Below are 19,950 nucleotides of genomic sequence, written 5' to 3'. Positions count from 1 at the left end.
ACATATATTTTTTCTGCGCAATAAAATTAGAATTTTCGTTTAACTTCAATGGAAATTTCAGAGCCAATTGCCAATAAAACTGACGATGGTTTTAAATCTTTTATGAAGGCAAATTCTTTTCCATAAACGCCTTCAATGTCAATGACAGAAGTATTTTTAGTCACTTCATATTGTTGCCATCTCGGATGTCTTACTTCATATTCAATGGTTTTGCTTTCGCTCAATTTATTGTAGCCAAAATAATGTTCCGTAATAAATTCTGTTTCAGAGTTAAATTCAATATCAATGGCATCTTTCTTTGTTTCTAAATGAATTGTGTTCCATTTATTATTGACTTTCCATTGGTAAATAAATTCCCTGCTATCTTTATTAACCTTTAATTGATGTTTCATTGAAACCGTTTGGTAATGCTCATTGTAAAAAGTATTGGCAACAAAAGAAATCGCAAATTTCGGTACAATTTCGCTGATAAAAACCGCGCCTCTTTTCCAAATTCCATTTTCAAAACGCCGAACGTAAAACCGAAGATTCACTTCTTCAAAATCGGTATGAAAAGGAATTTTTAAGCCCAATATTTTTACATTTTCAAATAAAAAACCGATAAAACTGACGAAACATTTTCCTTCAAATAAATCTAATTCCGTTCCGGGCGGAACGTATTTATCCAGAATTTTGGGATCAATTTCGTAATTAATCATTGCTAAATTTTTCCATTCCGCTGTTAAAAAACTCATTTTTTATTTTATTTAAAAGTAAAATTAGGAATAAAAAACCTTCAAGTAACTACATTCCTGAAGGTTTTAAGGTGATATTTATTAGTTAAATGTAGGATTTCACATCACTTCCATTTTAAAACTCATACTTTCAATCACTTTCAAAATGGCTTCCACCGTATCCATTGAGGTTAAACACGGAACGCCATTTTCTACCGAAGTCCGACGTATTTGGAAACCGTCTCTTTCAGATTGTTTTCCTTTGGTCATCGTATTTACAATGTATTGAACTTTTCCGTTTTGAATTAAATCAATTAGATTAATTTCTGGATTTTCTTCAATTTTATAGCCGATTTTCGTTCTAATATTTTCAGCTTCAAAATAATTTGCTGTGCCTTCTGTCGCCCAAATTTCAAAACCAATTTCCTGAAATCTTTTTGCCAATACTGCCGCTTCCGCTTTATGTTTATTCGCAACGGTGAAAAGGATGGCGCCGTGAAGTGGCATTTTTCTTCCCGCAGCAATTAAGCCTTTATATAAAGCCTTTTCCAAAGTGATGTCTTTTCCCATAACTTCGCCTGTAGATTTCATTTCCGGTCCGAGAGAAATATCGACTCTCGTTAATTTAGAAAAAGAAAAAACAGGGACTTTAACAAAAATTCCATCTTTAATTGGCGCGAGACCAGTTTTATAACCTAAATCTTTTAACTTTTGCCCAAGAATGACTTTCGTGGCTAAATTCGCCATTGGGATTTCCGTAATTTTAGATAAGAAAGGAACCGTTCTACTTGAGCGTGGATTGACTTCTATCACATAAACTTCCCCTTCAAATAAAACATATTGAATATTCATTAAACCAATAATATTCAATCCTTTTGCTAATCTTTCGGTGTAATCAACTAATGTAGCAATTTGTTTTTCAGTAATATTTTGAGGCGGATAAACGGCAATCGAGTCGCCAGAATGGACGCCTGCTCTTTCAATATGTTCCATTATTCCAGGAATCACGACTGTTTCGCCATCGGAAATGGCATCAACTTCAACCTCTTTTCCAGTTAAATAACGGTCGATTAAAATAGGATGTTCGGAATTTTCTTTCACCGCATTTGTCATGTAATATTCTAGTTCATCATTGTCATAAACGATTTCCATGGCTCTTCCGCCCAAAACATAACTCGGACGGACTAAAACTGGAAAACCAATTTCACTCGCAATAACCAACGCTTCTTGTGTTGTAAAACAGGTTTTACCTAAAGGCTGCGGAATTCCCATTTCTTGCAGCGCGGCTTCAAATTTATTTCTATTTTCAGCGCGGTCTAGATCTTCCAGTGAAGTTCCCAAGATTTTCACGCCGTGTGCTTCTAATTTATCGGCTAAATTTATGGCTGTTTGTCCACCAAACTGAACCACAACACCTTTTGGCTGTTCTAGTTCGATGATATTCATGACATCTTCTTCCGTTAAAGGTTCAAAATAAAGTTTGTCAGAAATTGAAAAATCAGTAGAAACAGTTTCTGGATTATTGTTAATAATTATTGCCTCATAACCCATTTCTTTTATTGCCCAAACCGAGTGAACTGTGGCGTAATCGAATTCTACGCCTTGCCCAATTCGAATTGGACCAGAACCCAAAACAATTATTTTTTCTCGATTTGAAGGAATACTTTCGTTTTCTTCTTCATAAGTTCCGTAGAAATAAGGCGTTTCGCTTTCAAATTCCGCAGCACAAGTATCGACCATTTTGTAAACGGGCATTAGGTTGTTTTTCTTTCGAAAATCAAAAACTTCACGCTGTGAAATTCCCCAAAGATGCGCAATGTTCATATCAGAAAATCCGAGTTTTTTTGATTTTTCTAAAGTTTCTAAATTAAATTTATTCGCGGCAATTTCTTTCTCAAAATCAATTAGTTTTTTAAGTTTCCAGATAAAAAATTTATCAATTTTCGACCATTCTACAATGGTTTCCCAATTGTAGCCTTTTCGCAAAGCATCACAAATAATAAATAACCGTTCATCATCACAAACTTTTATTCTGCGTTCGATTTCTTCATCAGACATCGCTTCTGCGATTTTGGTTTTTAAACCCAAATGTCTTAAACCAGTTTCCAAAGAACGAATGGCTTTCTGTAAAGATTCCTCGAAATTACGGCCAATTGCCATTACTTCACCCGTAGCTTTCATTTGCGTGGAAAGTCGGCGGTCTGCAGTTTCAAATTTGTCAAAAGGAAAACGTGGAAATTTTGTCACGACATAATCTAAAGCGGGTTCAAAACACGCATAAGAAGTTCCGGTAACTGGATTCATAATCTCATCTAAAGTCAAACCCACTGCGATTTTAGCGGCAATCTTTGCAATCGGATAACCGGTTGCTTTACTCGCTAATGCCGAGGAACGGGATACTCTTGGGTTTACCTCAATAATAAAATAATTAAAAGAATGCGGATCTAAAGCCAACTGAACGTTGCAACCGCCTTCAATTCCCAAGGCGCGAATAATCTTTAATGAAGAATTTCTTAGCATTTGATATTCTCTGTCAGAAAGTGTTTGTGATGGTGCAACTACGATTGAATCGCCTGTGTGTACGCCGACTGGATCAATGTTTTCCATATTACAAACTACAATTGCATTGTCATTTTTGTCGCGCATGACTTCGTACTCAATTTCTTTAAATCCTGCGATCGATCTTTCTACCAAACATTGACGAACTGGACTGTATTTTAAGCCAAAACTGGTAATTTCTTTTAATTCTTCTAACGTATTTGCAATTCCGCCGCCAGTTCCGCCCATCGTAAAAGCAGGACGAACAATTAAGGGAAAGCCTATTTTTTGAGCAAAGTTTAAAGCCTCTTCCACATTATGAACGATTTCAGAATCGGGAACAGGTTCGTTTAATTCACGCATTAAATTTCGAAATAAATCGCGGTCTTCGGCTTGGTTGATGGCTGATAATTTTGTGCCTAAAATTTCAATCTTACATTCATCTAAAATTCCTGAATTTTGTAATTCTACCGCCATATTTAAACCAGTTTGACCGCCCAAAGTTGGTAAAAGCGCGTCTGGACGTTCTTTGCGAATAATATGACTTACAAATTCTAAAGAAATTGGTTCGATATAAACTTTATCGGCAATTTCTACATCCGTCATAATTGTAGCAGGATTAGAATTAATCAAAATTACGCTGTAACCTTCTTCGCGTAAAGCCAAACAGGCTTGCGTTCCCGCATAATCAAATTCTGCGGCCTGACCGATGATTATTGGACCACTTCCAATAACTAAAATTGTTTTTATGTCTGTCCTTTTTGCCATCTTTAATTTAATTCTTTTTTTGATTTAAAATTTACCATCATTTCCATAAACTCATCGAACAAATAATTTGCGTCTTCCGGACCTGGACTTGCTTCCGGATGGTATTGAACAGAAAAACAAGCATGAATTTTATGTTTTAAACCTTCATTAGTTCTATCGTTTAATGCAATATGTGTTTCTTCTAAATCTGTGATTTTTAAACTTTCCTGATCAACCGCATAACCGTGATTTTGGGAAGTAATTGCGACTTTATTTTTAATTAAATCTAAAACCGGATGATTTCCGCCACGATGTCCGAATTTTAACTTAAATGTTTTTGCGCCACAAGCCAAAGCAATTAATTGATGGCCGAGACAAATACCAAATATTGGAATTTTGCCCAGTAAATTTTGGATCATTTCTATCGCAATCGGATTATCTTCCGGATTTCCTGGGCCATTTGAAAGCATGATTCCATCTGGCTTTATGAGTAAAATGTCTTCAGCGGTGACGTCGTGCGAAACAACTGTAATGTCACAATCCCGTTTTCCTAATTCTCTTAAAATTCCCAGCTTAGAACCGAAATCTACCAAAATAACTTTTAAACCGCGTCCGGGATTGGCGTATGGCGTTTTCGTGGAAACTTTCTCCACTTCATTTGTAGCAAAACTTTCATTTTTTAATTTTTGAATTTCAGATTGGATGTCTGAATCTGCATTTATAATTTTACCTTTTACAACGCCGGAATTTCGCAAAACCCGGGTTAATCTTCTGGTGTCAATTCCTGAAATTCCTGCAATATTTTTTTTCTCAAAGAATTCGTCTAAAGTCATTTGAGAACGAAAATTTGAGGGAAAATCGCAGACTTCTCTCACAATTAAACCTTTTATAGACGGCTGAATGCTTTCAAAATCATCACGGTTTATTCCATAATTTCCTATCAGCGGATATGTCATGCAGACGATTTGGTCGCAATAAGAAGGATCTGAAATTAATTCCTGGTAACCTGTCATCGCTGTGTTAAAAACAACTTCACCAAAAGTGTTTTCGTGATTTCCAAAACTTTCACCGTGAAAAACTTCGCCGGATTCTAATATTAATATTTTTTTCATTGTTATTGAGTCAAGATGCAACAGCCAAGAGTCAAGATTTAAGTGCTTGAAAGCAAGGTTGATCTTTAATTTATTATCTGTTTAATTATCTGAATTATTTCTGTCCAATTCCAATGCATTAGCCAAAATCGCCATTCTTGCAAAAACGCCATTTTCCATTTGTTTAAAAATTCTTGAGCGTTTGCATTCCACCAAATCTGAATCTATTTCTACATTTCTATTAATGGGCGCGGGATGCATTATTATAGAAGTTGACTTCATTTCCTGTTCTCTTTTTTTGGTCAAACCATATTTTTTATGATAAGTGTCTAGAGAGATTGCCATCTTTTCCCCGTGCCTTTCATGTTGTATTCTTAGCAACATCAAAACATCAACTTCTTTTGTTAATTGATCAATTTGCAAAAATGTTCCATTGATAATTGCACCTTCATCAAACCATTTAGAAGGTCCAGAAAAGAAAACCTTTGCACCAAGTTTTCTTAGAGCTGCGGCGTTTGAATTGGCAACGCGGCTGTGTTTTACATCACCAACAATGCCTATTTTTAAATTTTCAAAATCACCAAATTCCTGGTGAATAGTCATCAAATCTAAAATCGTTTGACTCGGATGATTTCCGGTGCCATCGCCTGCGTTTATTATTGGGATTTTAATATTTGCTAAATCTTCATAAAATTTATTTTGAGAATGCCTTATTACCAACAAATTGATTCCAATACTTTCTAGTGTTTTTGCAGTGTCATAAAGACTTTCGCCTTTGTTGACAGAACTTTTTGAGACATCGAAATGAATAACCTCAAAGCCAAGTTTACGTTCAGCGATTTCAAAACTCGTCTTAGTTCTCGTGCTATCTTCAAAAAAAAGATTTGCAGCAAAAATTTTTGATTTAGGTTTTACTTCTAAACCATTTTTAAAGTCATTCGCCAAAGATAATATTGATAGAATTTTTTCTTTGTCTAGGTTGTCTAAATTATTCATTTTTTAATTTTTAAACAAAAAAAACGAAGCCGTTAAGACTTCGTTTAATTAAAAATATTGTGAAACGGTAAAACCGTCTTTTCTAAAATCGTTCAATGGAAATTTTATTTTCATTGGGTACAAAGATAGAATATTTTTTGAAATCTAAAAATGATTTTTTCAACAAATCAAAGTATTAATTTTAACAGGCAATTTTCTATTTAAATTTTAATATTTTTGTTCAAAATCAAAATATGGATGCCAAAGACAAGATGATTCTCAGTTTACTTCAGGAAGATTCTACGATTTCGGTGAAGGACGTTGCAGAGAAAATCGGTCTCACATTTACGCCAACTTACGAAAGGATAAAACAGCTCGAGAAACAAAATGTGATTGAAAAATATGTTGCCATTCTTAACCGTGAAAAACTCGGGCTCAATATCATCGTTTATTGCAACATCCGGTTGAAAGAGCAATCGCAAAAAACTTTGGAAGATTTTGAAAAACACATTCAGAAATTTGATGAAGTGCAGGAAATGATAAGTCTTTCCGGGGAATATGATTACATGTTGAAAATTATCGTAAAGGACATTAACTCTTATAACGACTTCGCTGTTAATGTCATATCTAACTCGCCAAATATCTGGCAATATCATAGTTTAATCGCTTTATCTGAAGTGAAAAAAACAACGAAATATAAAATTGATTAAGCCAAAAGTTTAGAAGAAATTTTATGAAATTGATGTGTAATTTCTTCTAAACACAAATTCCCAATACTTCCCTGATGTGTGTGATTTAAGTCTTTTATGTCATATTCAAATTCATTATTTTCGATGTCATTTCCCACTTTTACGTAGGCGTCACGGAAAGAATTTCCATTTTTCACTTCTTCGTTTATTTTTTCTACGCTGAAGAGATATTTATATTTTTCATCGTCTAAAATTCCTTCTTTAACCTCAATATTAGGTAAGGTGTAAATTAAAATTTCCAGACATTCTTTTAAAGAATCAATTGCCGGAAAAAGAATTTCTTTGCTTAACTGCATATCGCGGTGGTAACCGGACGGTAAATTATTCGTGAGCAAAATAAGTTCATTTGGTAAAGCCTGAATTCTGTTGCAACGCGCTCTTACCAATTCAAAAATATCCGGATTTTTCTTGTGCGGCATAATGCTGCTTCCGGTGGTAAATTCTTTCGGAAAACTGATGAAATTAAAATTTTGACTTAAATATAAACAAACATCGTAAGAAAATCGGCTTAAAGTTCCTGCTAAAACGGACATTGACGAAGCCAATAATTTCTCGGATTTCCCGCGCGTCATTTGCGCATAAATAGAATTATAATTTAAGGTTTTAAAATTCAAATAATGAGTTGTGCTTTCTCTATTAATAGGGAAGGACGAACCATAACCGGCTGCGGAACCCAAAGGATTTTTATTGATGATATTTTTTACCGATAAAAGAAGTTCTAAATCATCTACTAAAGCTTCAGCATACGCGCCAAACCACAAGCCAAAAGACGAAGGCATGGCAATTTGAAAATGCGTGTAACCGGGCATTAAATGATCTTTATTTTGAGCAGCCAACTGAATTAAAATTTGAAATAATTCATCTGTTAATTCACTAATTTTTCTGATTTCATCTAATAAATACAATTTAATATTCAATAAAACCTGATCATTTCTGGACCGCGCCGTGTGGATCTTTTTTCCGGTTGAGCCCAGTTTTTCAATTAAAATAGACTCAATTTGTGAATGAATATCTTCTGCCTCCGGATCAATTGTAAAAGAATTGTTTTCGATTTCTTCTAAAATTTCATTGAGAATAGATTGAAGTTCCTGCGATTCTTCCTCTGAAATTAAACCAACTTCTGCTAACATTTTACATTGTGCTAAAGAACCGATCACGTCGTATTTTGCCAATCGGTCGTCAAAATCCAGGTCTTTACCAACGGTAAATTTATTGACTAATTGATTCGTTAATGTTTTATCTTTTTGCCAAATTTTTTTCATTATTGTTTTATTTTGAAAACCCTTTAAAATCAGGTTATGGATTTTTGAAATTTTACCAAAATTATTTTCCCCAACCCTAAAGGAATTAATTTTGCTAAAATTCTAAGTCATTTTTATAATATTTTTTCTAAAATTTTAGTATAAATTTCGATGCCTTCTTTTATTTCATCGATGTATATAAATTCATCTGCGGTGTGAGATCTTGTACTGTCGCCCGGACCAATTTTTATGGAAGTACACGGGATTATTGCCTGATCTGAGGAAGTTGGCGAGCCATAAGTCGTTCTTCCGATTTCTAAACCTGCTTTCACAATCGGATGATCTTCACTGATTTTTGAAGAATTTAACCTAAAAGATCTCGCTGATAATTTTGAAGTCATTTCAGATTGAATAATTTCAAAAACTTCTTTGTTGCTGTATTCGTCAGTTACACGGACATCTAAAGTAAAGTTGCATTTTTCCGGCACCACATTGTGTTGCGTTCCCGCATTGATCATGGAAAGTGTCACTTTAACTTCACCTAAATACGGCGAAATTTTGGGAAATTTATAATTTAAAATATGCTGCAGATCTGCCAGGCATTTCACAATTGAATTATTTTCGTTTGGATGCGCTGCGTGAGAAGGCGTTCCCTGCATTTCGCCATCAATTACCAAAAGTCCTTTTTCTGCAATCGCTAAATTCATCAATGTTGGTTCACCTACAATTACCAGTTCCACATTTGCAAGTTGAGGAAAAAGTAAGTCAATTCCGTCGTTTCCCGATATTTCTTCTTCAGCAGTCATTGCAATAATTAAGTTATGAGATAAATTTTCTGCTTCATAAAAATGCCGAAAAACCTGAATCATCGTTACCAAAGAAGCGCCTGCATCATTACTTCCCAGACCAAACATTTTTCCGTCTTTTTCAATCGCAATAAACGGATCATTTGTGTAGGCTTTATTTGGTTTTACCGTGTCATGATGCGTATTTAAAACAATCGAAGGTTTGCTTTCATCAAAGTATTTATTAGTCGCCCAAATATTATTTTTCAGTCTGTTTGTAGGAATATCTCTGTGCTGAAAATAGCCTTCAATCACCAAAGAAGCATCGTATTCATCTTTGCTTAAAGAGGGCGTTGCGATGAGTTTTTTTAATAAATCGGTGGCATTTTTTAGCAAATCTTCTGAATTATATATAGATTTCTGTTCCTTCATTTTGGTAGTTTATTTGGTTTTCTAATTTGGTTTCATTTATTAAAACCACTTTTTTAACATTATTTTCTACTGCTAAAAAAGCATTTTTAAGTTTTGGCAAAATGCCTTCATTTAATTTTTTAGTGGGTAACAATTCTAAATATTCTGTTTTATTTAAAGTTTTTATAAGAGAGTCAGGATTTTGTATATCCTCTAAAATTCCGTCTTTATCAAAACAATACAAAAGTTCAACCTCAAAATTTTCAGATAAAGCCTGCGCCAAAACGGACGCCACAGAATCTGCATTTGTATTGAATAAATTGCCTTTTTTATCGTGCGTAATTGCTGAAAATACCGGAACTAGATTTAGATTTAAAAACGCTTCCAGCAAATCAATATTGACGCTTTTTGATTCAACATCGCCGACAAAACCATAGTCAATTTCTGAAATAATTCGCTTTTCGGCTTTAATTAAATTGCCGTCTGCGCCAGAAAATCCGATGGCGTTGCAATCAAAATTTTGCAGTTGCGCAACAATGTTTTTGTTGATTTTCCCGGCGTAAACCATGGTCACAATATCCAGCGTTTCTTTGTCGGTCACTCTTCTGCCTTCGACCATTTTCTGAGAAATATTGAGCTTCTCTGCTAAATTTGAAGCCAATTTTCCCCCGCCGTGAACTAAAATTTTTGGTGCTTTTATAGAAGCAAATTTTTCTAAAAAGTTTTTTAAATCTAATTCTTTGTCGATTAAAGAACCGCCAATTTTAATGACATATAATTTCTGTTTTTCCATCACTTTCAACTTTAAGATATTTCATCTAAAATTTCACTAAAAACAGTTTGTGCAGAAAAAATTCTGTTTTTTGCCTGCTGATAAATAATTGAATTTTCACTATCCATTACTTCATCGCTCAATTCGACATTTCTACGAACCGGCAAACAGTGCATTACTTTTGCATCTTTGGTTAATTTTAATTTTTCTTGAGTCAGCATCCAGTTTTCTTTTACTTCAGGCATTTCAGCGTAATTTTCAAATGAAGACCAGTTTTTCACACAGATAAAATCTGCATCTTTCAATGCTTCGTTTTGATCGTGAATTATCGTCGTATTTTTCACAAATTTTGGATCCAAATCATAACCTTCCGGATTGGCAATCACTAAATCAACATCCATTTCTTGCATCCATTCAGCAAAGGAATTTCCAACTGCTTGCGCGATGGGTTTAATGTGTGGCGCCCAAGTCAAAACCACCTTAGGTTTTCGGCTTTCTTTCCAGTTTTCAGTGATCGTGATGCAATCTGCAAAACTTTGCAAAGGATGTCGCGTGGCAGATTCTAAAGAAATAACCGGGACTTTTGCGTGTTTTAAAAATTGCGACAAAATACTTTCGTTCACATCATCTTCTTTGTTTTTCATACCTGCAAAACAGCGTACCGCAATGATATCGCAGTATTGATTGAGAACTTCGATTGCGTCTTTTATGTGTTCAACTGTGTCGCCATTCATGATTGCGCCATCAGAAAATTCAAGATTCCAAGCTTCCTGCGCGGCATTTAAAGTCAAAACATTTAAACCTAAATTTTGTGCCGCAATTTGGCTGCTCAATCTTGTTCGTAAACTTGAATTTAAGAAAACAAGTCCAATCGTTTTTCCTTTTCCTTTATTTGCCTCTGCTAAAGGATTTTCTTTAATTTTAAGGGCCTTTTTTATGATTGATTGAAGACCATTAATATCTTCTACGGAAGTGAAATTTTGCATTTTATTTAATTAAAATTAGCCTTTTTTGCATTTGATAAAATTTTATAAAAAACTTAGTGATTTTGAAGAACAGATTCTAAAGCATTGATAAATAAATCGGCTTCTTTTTCTGTAATATTAAGTGCGGGAAGAAGTCTCAAAACATTTGGATTACTTGAATTTCCCGTGAAAACATGATGTTCATTTAAGATTTTTTGACGGATTTCTGAGCAAGGTTCATTCAACTCAATGCCGATCATTAAACCACGCCGCCTAATTTCTTTAATGTTTTGAAAATTTTTGATTTTAGTTTCAATATAACTTCCAATTTTCTCGGCATTCTCTATTAAATTTTCATTTTTAATGACATCTAAAACTGCAATTCCTGCAGCGCAAGCCAAATGATTTCCACCGAAAGTAGTTCCCAATAAACCGTTGCTGGCTTTAAATTTCGGACTGATTAAAACGCCACCGATCGGGAAACCATTTCCCATGCCTTTTGCAATCGTAATTAAATCGGGTTGAATATCAAATTCCTGATGTGCGAAAAATTTCCCGGTTCGTCCGTAACCAGACTGCACTTCATCCATAATTAAAATAGCTTCGTTTTCTGCACAAAGTTTTTTTAGCGAAAAGATCAGTTCTTCTGAAGGCAAAACAATGCCACCAACCCCCTGAATTCCTTCAATAATTACGGCAGAAATTTCATTTTTATTTTCTTGAAAGATTTCGTTCAACTGATTGATATTGTTCCATCCACATTTTATAAACCGTTCGGAAAAGTTTATTGGTGCTACAATTTTAGGATTATCTGTCACAGAAACTGCGGCAGAAGTTCGCCCGTGAAATGAGCCAGAAAAATAAACGACTTTCTTTTTGCTATTATGAAAAGATGCTAATTTTAAAGCGTTTTCGATTGCTTCTGCGCCAGAATTGCAAAGAAAAAGCGAATAATCTTCGTAGCCAGAAATTTCACCCAATTTTTCTGCCAATTCCGTTTGCAAGTGGTTTTGAACAGAATTTGAATAAAACGAAATTTTCTCTAATTGTTCTTTCAATTTACTTTGATAATGCGGATGACTATGCCCGATGGAAATCACAGCGTGACCACCATAAAAATCAAGATATTTTTTGCCATTTTCATCCCACAAAAAAGAACCTTCCGCTTTCACAGGATTAATATTAAATAATGGATAAACGTCGAATAAGTTCATGCTAGTTGGTAGTTGATGGTTTTTAAAACGCTATTGCTTTTAGATTTAGACCTAAATTTTCGTCCCAATTTTCGGCAATATTCATATTTTGTACGGCTTGTCCGGACGCGCCTTTTAATAAATTATCAATTGCGGAATGAATAACGACCATTTGATTGTTTTTTTCAATTTGAATCGCGCATCTATTGGTGTTCACGACCTGTTTCATGTCGATTGGTTTTTCTGAAATGCTTACAAATGCAGCGTCTTTATAAAAATCCTGATAAATTTTTTGAATTTCTTCCAGTTTCAAATCACATTTTAAGATAGAACTTGTAAAAATTCCACGAACAAAATCGCCACGCCACGGCACAAAATGCAGGTTGATTTCTTTTTCATTAACCTGATTTAAAGTTTTTAAAATCTCATCAACATGTTGGTGCGTCAAAGTTTTGTAAGCGGAAACATTATCATTTCGCCAGGTAAAATGCGTCGTTGCCTGCATCGATTGTCCAGCGCCAGTAGAACCTGTGATTCCCGTGGTGTAAATGTCTCCAAGTAAATTTAATTTTGTTAAAGGCAAAAGAGCCAACTGAATTGCTGTGGCAAAACAACCCGGATTTGCAATACTTTTAGAAGTTTTTATTTCGTTTTTAAATAGTTCAGGCAAACCATAAACAAAATTTCTATTTTCAAAAGTATTGTCAAGACGAAAATCATTTCCCAAATCGATGATTAAAACACCATCTTTTATTGAATTTTCAGCGAGAAAATTTTTACTTTCCTGGTGAGGTAAACATAAAAATAGGATATCGACTTCTTCAATTTTATTTGTTAAAATCATATCACAAACAGAAACCAGATCCGGATAAATTTCAGAAATTTTCACGCCATAATTTGAACGGCTGTATAAAAATTGAAGTTTTACTTTTGGATGAAAACTTAAAATTCTTACCAGTTCACTTCCTGTGTAACCATTTGAACCAATTATCCCAACAGATTTTATCATGACTTATTGATTAGATGATAAATAGACAATGAGTTACTCAAAACTTTTGTAAATCCTTTCACGTCTTGGCCAGTCCAGGCAAGATTTGCTTCGCCATAACTTCCAAATTTCGCTGACATTAAATCATTTTTAGATTCTATTCCATTTAAAACAAAACGGTATGGATGAAGTGTTAAAAAAACTTTTCCATTGACAGTTTTTTGCGAATTTTCTAGAAAAGTTTCAATATTTCTCATCACCGGATCCAAGAAAAGTGCTTCGTGTAGCCAGTTTCCGTACCAATCTGCCAATTGGGATTTTATGGTTTGCTGGTATTTCGAGAGCGTATGTTTTTCTAATAAATGATGGGATTTAATAATTATTGTTGCGGCTGCGGCTTCAAAACCAACACGTCCTTTTATGCCAACAATCGTGTCACCAACGTGAATGTCGCGACCAATTCCGTAAACAGAAGCGATTTTTTCAATTTTCTGAATGGCTAAAACCGGATTAGAAAATTGTTCGCCATTTATTGAGATAATTTCACCGTTTTTAAATTCAATTTCTAAATCTGAAGGTTCCGTTTTTTCAACCTGAGAAGGAAAAGCGTTTTCCGGTAGATTATTTTTTGAAGTTAAAGTTTCTTTGCCACCGACGGAAGTTCCCCAAAGTCCTTTGTTAATGGAATATTTTGCTTTCTCAAAATCCATTTCAAAACCGTGATTTTTTAAAAATAAAATTTCTTCTTCTCTAGATAGAGACAAATCCCGAATTGGTGTGATAATTTCGATGTTCGGACACATCACCTGAAAAATTAAATCAAAACGAACCTGATCATTTCCTGCGCCCGTGCTTCCGTGAGCAATCGCATTTGTGCCGATTTCGAGGGCGAATTTCGCGATATTTTGTGCCTGAACAGTTCTTTCAGCACTTACAGAAAGTGGATACGTGTTGTTTTTAAGAACATTTCCGAAAATTAAATATTTCACGCAATCGTTATAATAGTTGTCAACTGCATCGATAAATTTATAAGAAAAAACGCCTAATTTTTCTGCTTTTAACTTTAATTCAGTTGCATCTTCCTTTGTAAATCCACCCGTATTTACAGTTACAGCATGAACTTCACAATCCAAATTTTCACTTAGATATTTTGCACAATACGATGTGTCCAGACCGCCGCTAAATGCTAAAACTACTTTTTTCTTCGTCATTTTTCTCTTTACTAAATTTATTTTCTTCAATTTTTGGAACATATAACATTGCGGTACAAAGACAGTTTTTCCGTTCTTTGCTCATTAATATTTCATAGTTAACGCAATTTTTGCAACCGTTCCAGAAATCTTCGTCCTGCGTTAATTCTGAATAGATTACTGGTTTATATCCCATTTCCGCATTGATTTTCATAACCGGCAAACCAGTAGTTAATCCAAAAATCTTTGCATTGGGGTACCATTCTCGGGATAATTCAAAAATTTTCTTTTTGATTAAAGTGGCAATTCCTTTATTTCTATAATTTACAGAAACAATTAAACCTGAATTGGCCACAAACTTCTCATGTGACCAGGTTTCTATATAACAGAAGCCAATCCAGGTTTCATCTTCATCAATTGCCACGACGGCTTTTGATTCTAAAATTTTCGCGCTAATATATTCCAGGGAACGCTTTGCTATTCCTGTTCCTCTTTTTAATGCAGAATCCTCCATTTCTAATCGGATTTCCTCTGCATATTTCAAATGTTTATCTGAGGAAATTTCTATTTTCATTTAATTTTATCTTTTAAAGCAGTAAATTTAAGATAAATAATCCTTATAATTACAAATAAAATGCAATTAATTACTATTTATAATTTAAATTAAAGTGTTTTAATCTCTTTTGCGTTGAAATGTCAGATAAAAATTCTTTCATTTTTAAATAAATTAAAATTGAAAACCAGAAATCTAAACCTGAAGAAATTTTATTAACTTTAAAAAATAGGAACGGGATCTTTAATCCTAATTAAAAACTTCAAATAAAGCAGGCATATCCATGAACAATTATCATATTAAAAATCTTCCAGACTATTTTGAACAATATAAAAAATCAATAAAAAATCCCAAGAAATTCTGGGATAAAATCGCCGACGAAAATTTCGTTTGGTACCAACGCTGGAAAAAGGTTGTAAAATATGACATGGAAAATGCCAAAATCGAATGGTTTAAAAATGCCAAACTTAATATCACAAAAAATTGTCTGGATCGACATTTAAATGAACGCGGCGAAAAAACGGCGATTATTTTTGAACCGAATAATCCCAAAGATGCAGCGGAACATATTTCTTATAGTGATTTGCATACGCGTGTCTGTAAAATGGCGAATGTATTGCGAGATTTGGGCGTCGAAAAAGGCGACAGAGTTTGTATTTATTTGCCCATGATTCCTGAATTAGCGGTTTCTATGTTGGCTTGTGCAAGATTGGGCGCCGTCCATTCTGTTATTTTTGCAGGCTTTTCTGCCGCAGCGGTGGAATCTCGTGTAAATGACTGTGAAGCAAAAGTAATTATTTGTTCCGACGGAAGTTTTCGCGGAATGAAATCCATTGAATTAAAAGGAATAATTGATGATGCTGTAGAGAAATGTCCGACGGTAGAAAAGGTTTTAGTAGTAAAAAGAACTGGTGGTGAAGTAAAAATGAAAGAAGGAAGAGATTTCTGGTTGCAACCGCTTTACGAAAAAGCCTCTACAGATTTTGTTACAGTAATTATGGATTCAGAAGATCCGCTCTTTATTTTATACACTTCGGGCTCTACCGGAAAACCAAAAGGAATGCTTCACACAACCGCCGGTTACATGGTTTTTACGGCTTACACTTTTAAAAATGTTTTTGATTATCAGGAAAATGATATTTTTTGGTGCACCGCAGATTTAGGTTGGGTGACAGGTCATTCTTACATTCTTTACGGACCGCTTGCAAATGGTGCAACCACGGTTATTTTTGAGGGCGTTCCCACTTATCCAGAGCCAGACCGCTTTTGGGAAGTGATTGAAAAACATAAAATCACACAATTTTACACGGCGCCAACTGCCATTCGTTCCTTAGCGAAAGAATCTGCCGATTGGGTAGAAAAACATGATTTATCAAGTTTAAAAGTGATTGGTTCCGTTGGTGAACCGATCAACGATGAAGCCTGGCATTGGTATAACGACCATGTTGGCAAGAAAAAATGTCCAATTGTAGATACTTGGTGGCAAACTGAAACTGGTGGAATTATGATTTCGCCGCTTCCGTTTATTACTCCGACAAAACCAACTTACGCGACTTTGCCACTTCCTGGAATTCAACCGGTTTTAATGGATGAAAAACGCAATGAAATTACTGGAAACCAAGTCGATGGTAATTTATGTATTCGTTTTCCTTGGCCGGGAATTGCACGAACTATTTGGGGAAATCACCAACGGTATAAAGAAACTTACTTTACGGCTTTTCCGGGGAAATATTTCACTGGTGATGGTGCTTTACGCGATGAAGTTGGTTATTACAGAATTACCGGTAGGGTAGATGATGTCATTATTGTTTCGGGACATAATCTGGGAACTGCGCCAATTGAAGATAGTATCAATCTTCATCCTGCCGTAGCAGAATCAGCGATTGTAGGTTATCCGCATGATATAAAAGGCAGCGCACTTTATGGTTTTGTGATTTTAAAAGACACTGGCGAGAGCAGAGATAGAGAAAATTTAAAGAAAGAAATAAACAACGTAATTGCCGACACAATGGGACCGATTGCAAAATTGGACAAAATTCAGTTTGTTTCTGCTTTGCCAAAAACACGTTCGGGAAAAATTATGCGTAGAATTTTACGCAAAATTGCGGAAGGTGATTTTAGTAGTTTCGGCGATACATCTACTTTGCTGAATCCTGAGATTGTGGATGAGATAAAGAATGAACGAATATAAATATTAAACCAAACCTTACAGAAATGCGAGGTTTTTTATTTGTATCTTTATTTTTTAGATTTTTAAATGTTAAAATATATACTCTTATTTTTCGGTCTTTTTCTATTAAATTCTTGTGAGAAAAAAACGCTTAATGAAAAGGAAATTTTAGAATTAATTCATTCTAAGGAAGGTTACAAATCAATGCAATTAAGAACAGATTTTTCTTACGGTGAAAATTTTATTGATTCAATTAAATCATTCAGAAAAATTGTAAATAAAGAAAATTTCAAACCACTTTATGAAGCCGATTTTAATAATGATGGGAAACAAGATTATCTTTTAAATTTAGATATTGCAAAAAGCGATAATACTGATGTAATAATTAAACCTTATTTTAGTGAAGATTCCAAAAATTGTTTGATATTATTAAGCAATAAAAATGGATATCAATTTTTGAATCCAGGTAAAAAAAGAGTTTATGCTATTCTTTCAGCAAAAATCATAAATTTTAAAGGTCAAAATTTGATTAAATTATTAAACTTTAAAACGCGCTTTGACGATAGAAGTGATATGCTAAAAAATGATACTTTGATGATAAAAAACAATCAACTGACTGAATTTGTAAAACCACATCAAAATCATAAAATAGAAAAAATAATATTTACACAAATTAGTGGATATGCACCAGGGATTACCTATAAATTAACTTTAAAAAAAGATTCAACAGTTTTATTATCTAATTATTATGAAAGATTTAAAGGCAATTATTCTAGCAATAATTTTTCTAATTTTCCGAAACTTTCAAAGTATTTTAATGAAATAAATTTCACAAATCTAAAAGATAAATATCTTTCAACAGCATTTGATTCGCCTACCAAAAACACAAAAATTTTTTATGATAATGGAGAAGTTAAAATTATCAATGATTACAACGAAAGAGGGACATTGGGTCTTGTTAATTTTTACGAAAAAATGGATTCTTTAATGGCAAAACAAAATTGGCAAAAAATTGACTAATCCAACCCAAAACCCGCAAATCCTAATAATCGGCGGTGGTTTAGCAGGATTAACTTCTGCAATTCATTTGTCAAAGTTGGGTTTTTCTGTGGTCGTTATAGAAAAAAATTCGTACCCAAAACACAAAGTTTGCGGTGAATATATTTCCAACGAAGTTTCGCCTTATTTTAAATGGTTGAATGTTGACATTGAAGCACTAAAACCAACGCACATTAAAACTCTAAAATTTTCTTCAGAATCCGGAAAAGAGATCGAAACAAAATTGCCGCTCGGTGGTTTTGGTGTGAGCCGTTACATTTTAGATGAAGCGCTTTATTTAAAAGCGATCTCTCAAAATTGCACTGTTTTAGAAGATCTGGTTAATGAAGTTGATTTTAAAGACGGTATTTTTGAAGTTAAATTAGCTTCAGGAAAGGTGCTGAAATCAAAAATTGTTGTCGGCGCTTTTGGCAAAAGATCAAATTTAGATGTACAAATGAAGCGGGATTTTTCTCAAAATAAATCGCCGTGGTTAGCAGTAAAATCTCACTATTCTGGAAATTTTCCGGATGATGTTGTGGGTTTGCATAATTTTAAAGGTGGTTATTGCGGCGTTTCGAAAGTGGAAAATAACGAAATTAACATCTGTTATTTAACTAATTTTAAGTCTTTTAAAGAACATAAAAACATTGAAGAATTTCAGCAAGAAGTAGTTTCGAGAAATCCACATTTAAAAGGTATTTTAAAAAATTCAGTTCAGATTTTTGATAAACCATTAACGATCAGTCAGGTTTCTTTTGAGAAGAAAAGAAATGTTGAAAACCATATTTTAATGTTGGGTGACACCGCTGGATTAATTCATCCACTTTGCGGTAATGGCATGGCAATGGCTATTCACAGCGCAAAATTGGCGTCAGATCAAGTTCAAGATTATCTTGCAGAAAATATTTCTCGAGATGAAATGGAAAGAAATTATGCAAAAAACTGGAATTTAAATTTTAAAAAAAGATTACGTTACGGAAGATTTCTCGGAAAAATATTTGAAAATTCGTCGCTGTCGGAAACTTTAACTAAATTAATCACGTATTTTCCTTTTATGCTTCCTTTAATAATTAAAAAAACGCACGGCAAAGAAATCGTGATCACTCAATAATGGCATTAGATATAACGTATAGAACTGATTTAGAGGAATCTATGGATGATTTTTCTATGGATAATGAAGGTTTAATTACCGCTTTGGACGACATCGCAAAAATTAACCACGTTTTAGGTGGAAACGCCGTGACTTTGGATGGTGTTAAAAAATTACTTGAAAATTTCCCAACAGATAAAACCGTAACTATTATGGATTTTGGGTGTGGAAATGGTGACATGCTTCGAATGCTTGCGGACTATGCAAAAAGTAAAAATTTAAAATTCAATTTAATCGGAATAGATGCAAACGCAGCGTCCATAAGACATGCTGAAAATTGCTCAAAAGATTTCGATAATATTTCTTATCTAGCAGAAGATATATTTCTATACGATTTTTCAAAATATAATATAGATATTGCCCTAATTACGCTTACTTTACATCACTTTAAAGACGACGAGATTTTAAATTTGATGCGCGTCATATTTAATATCGTCAAAAAAGGAATTGTGGTTAATGATTTGCAGCGAAGCAAATTGGCATATCGTTTATTTCAAGCGATAATTTTTATTTTTAGACTAGAGAAAATGACTGCCAACGATGGTTTAATTTCTATTTTAAGAGGTTTTAAAAGGCCAGATTTAGAAAAATTTAGTAAAGAATTAGGTTTTAAAAAGTACAGTATTACTTGGAAATGGGCCTTTCGTTTTCAGTGGATAATTACAAAGATTAATTAAA

General features: G+C 33.9%; 17 protein-coding genes. 5 read left to right on the top strand and 12 right to left on the bottom strand.

Features of this window, described 5'->3' with window-relative positions:
• Nucleotides 1-26 precede the first annotated feature (26 nt).
• From ACVBED_RS05815 to ACVBED_RS05800, 4 genes are all read right to left on the bottom strand, one after another.
• The gene (locus ACVBED_RS05815) at nucleotides 27-734 is read right to left on the bottom strand and encodes a YqjF family protein (RefSeq protein ID WP_447119298.1); all 708 of its coding nucleotides are present in this window, start codon (nucleotides 732-734) and stop codon (nucleotides 27-29) included.
• Nucleotides 735-833: 99 nt separating this feature from the next.
• Nucleotides 834-4,019: a carbamoyl-phosphate synthase large subunit gene (gene carB / locus ACVBED_RS05810; protein ID WP_473094661.1), complete on the bottom strand. Its 3,186-nt coding sequence runs from the start codon at nucleotides 4,017-4,019 to the stop codon at nucleotides 834-836.
• Between the two features lie 2 nt (nucleotides 4,020-4,021).
• Nucleotides 4,022-5,110 carry a carbamoyl phosphate synthase small subunit gene (locus tag ACVBED_RS05805; protein WP_473094660.1) on the bottom strand — a complete coding sequence of 363 codons (1,089 nt, stop codon included), beginning with the start codon at nucleotides 5,108-5,110 and terminating at the stop codon, nucleotides 4,022-4,024.
• A gap of 81 nt (nucleotides 5,111-5,191) precedes the next feature.
• Nucleotides 5,192-6,085, bottom strand: a complete 894-nt coding sequence (locus ACVBED_RS05800) for an aspartate carbamoyltransferase catalytic subunit (RefSeq protein WP_447119296.1) — start codon at nucleotides 6,083-6,085, stop codon at nucleotides 5,192-5,194.
• Nucleotides 6,086-6,318: 233 nt separating this feature from the next.
• Between ACVBED_RS05800 and ACVBED_RS05795 the strand changes: the two genes are divergently transcribed.
• The gene (locus ACVBED_RS05795) at nucleotides 6,319-6,774 is read left to right on the top strand and encodes an Lrp/AsnC family transcriptional regulator (protein WP_473094659.1); all 456 of its coding nucleotides are present in this window, start codon (nucleotides 6,319-6,321) and stop codon (nucleotides 6,772-6,774) included.
• Here ACVBED_RS05795 and argH read toward each other — a convergent pair.
• From argH to ACVBED_RS05755, 8 genes are all read right to left on the bottom strand, one after another.
• Nucleotides 6,771-8,075 (bottom strand): argininosuccinate lyase, encoded by a 1,305-nt coding sequence (argH, locus tag ACVBED_RS05790; RefSeq protein ID WP_447119290.1) that lies wholly within the window; start codon nucleotides 8,073-8,075, stop codon nucleotides 6,771-6,773. The two genes, ACVBED_RS05795 and argH, sit on opposite strands and share 4 nt — an antisense overlap.
• 113 nt (nucleotides 8,076-8,188) lie before the next feature.
• Entirely contained in the window at nucleotides 8,189-9,271 is a 1,083-nt protein-coding gene (locus tag ACVBED_RS05785; RefSeq protein ID WP_447119288.1) for a M20 family metallo-hydrolase, read from the bottom strand.
• Nucleotides 9,246-10,043: an acetylglutamate kinase gene (gene argB / locus ACVBED_RS05780; protein ID WP_447119286.1), complete on the bottom strand. Its 798-nt coding sequence runs from the start codon at nucleotides 10,041-10,043 to the stop codon at nucleotides 9,246-9,248. Before argB ends, ACVBED_RS05785 begins: the two co-directional genes overlap by 26 nt.
• Nucleotides 10,044-10,054: 11 nt before the next feature.
• Nucleotides 10,055-11,008 carry a Rossmann-fold NAD(P)-binding domain-containing protein gene (locus ACVBED_RS05775; RefSeq protein ID WP_447119284.1) on the bottom strand — a complete coding sequence of 318 codons (954 nt, stop codon included), beginning with the start codon at nucleotides 11,006-11,008 and terminating at the stop codon, nucleotides 10,055-10,057.
• A gap of 53 nt (nucleotides 11,009-11,061) precedes the next feature.
• Entirely contained in the window at nucleotides 11,062-12,201 is a 1,140-nt protein-coding gene (locus tag ACVBED_RS05770) for an aspartate aminotransferase family protein (RefSeq protein ID WP_447119283.1), read from the bottom strand.
• Between the two features lie 22 nt (nucleotides 12,202-12,223).
• Entirely contained in the window at nucleotides 12,224-13,189 is a 966-nt protein-coding gene (gene argC, locus ACVBED_RS05765) for an N-acetyl-gamma-glutamyl-phosphate reductase (protein WP_447119281.1), read from the bottom strand.
• Nucleotides 13,186-14,379: an argininosuccinate synthase gene (locus tag ACVBED_RS05760; protein WP_447119279.1), complete on the bottom strand. Its 1,194-nt coding sequence runs from the start codon at nucleotides 14,377-14,379 to the stop codon at nucleotides 13,186-13,188. Before ACVBED_RS05760 ends, argC begins: the two co-directional genes overlap by 4 nt.
• On the bottom strand, nucleotides 14,348-14,932 hold the full coding sequence (locus ACVBED_RS05755) for a GNAT family N-acetyltransferase (RefSeq protein WP_447119277.1): 585 nt from the start codon (nucleotides 14,930-14,932) through the stop codon (nucleotides 14,348-14,350). Before ACVBED_RS05755 ends, ACVBED_RS05760 begins: the two co-directional genes overlap by 32 nt.
• A gap of 262 nt (nucleotides 14,933-15,194) precedes the next feature.
• Here ACVBED_RS05755 and acs point away from each other — a divergent pair, with 262 nt between their 5' ends.
• From acs to ACVBED_RS05735, 4 genes are all read left to right on the top strand, one after another.
• Entirely contained in the window at nucleotides 15,195-17,102 is a 1,908-nt protein-coding gene (gene acs / locus ACVBED_RS05750) for an acetate--CoA ligase (RefSeq protein WP_473094658.1), read from the top strand.
• A gap of 66 nt (nucleotides 17,103-17,168) precedes the next feature.
• On the top strand, nucleotides 17,169-18,101 hold the full coding sequence (locus ACVBED_RS05745) for a DUF6438 domain-containing protein (RefSeq protein ID WP_447119275.1): 933 nt from the start codon (nucleotides 17,169-17,171) through the stop codon (nucleotides 18,099-18,101).
• Nucleotides 18,094-19,233, top strand: coding sequence for an NAD(P)/FAD-dependent oxidoreductase (locus ACVBED_RS05740; RefSeq protein ID WP_447119274.1), 1,140 nt, complete (start codon nucleotides 18,094-18,096; stop codon nucleotides 19,231-19,233). The genes ACVBED_RS05745 and ACVBED_RS05740 overlap by 8 nt, the downstream gene beginning before the upstream one ends.
• The gene (locus ACVBED_RS05735; protein WP_447119272.1) at nucleotides 19,233-19,949 is read left to right on the top strand and encodes a methyltransferase domain-containing protein; all 717 of its coding nucleotides are present in this window, start codon (nucleotides 19,233-19,235) and stop codon (nucleotides 19,947-19,949) included. The genes ACVBED_RS05740 and ACVBED_RS05735 overlap by 1 nt, the downstream gene beginning before the upstream one ends.
• Nucleotide 19,950: the final 1 nt, after the last annotated feature.

This window comes from Halpernia sp. GG3, assembly GCF_052976925.2.
This window is presented reverse-complemented; position numbering and strand designations above follow the sequence as displayed.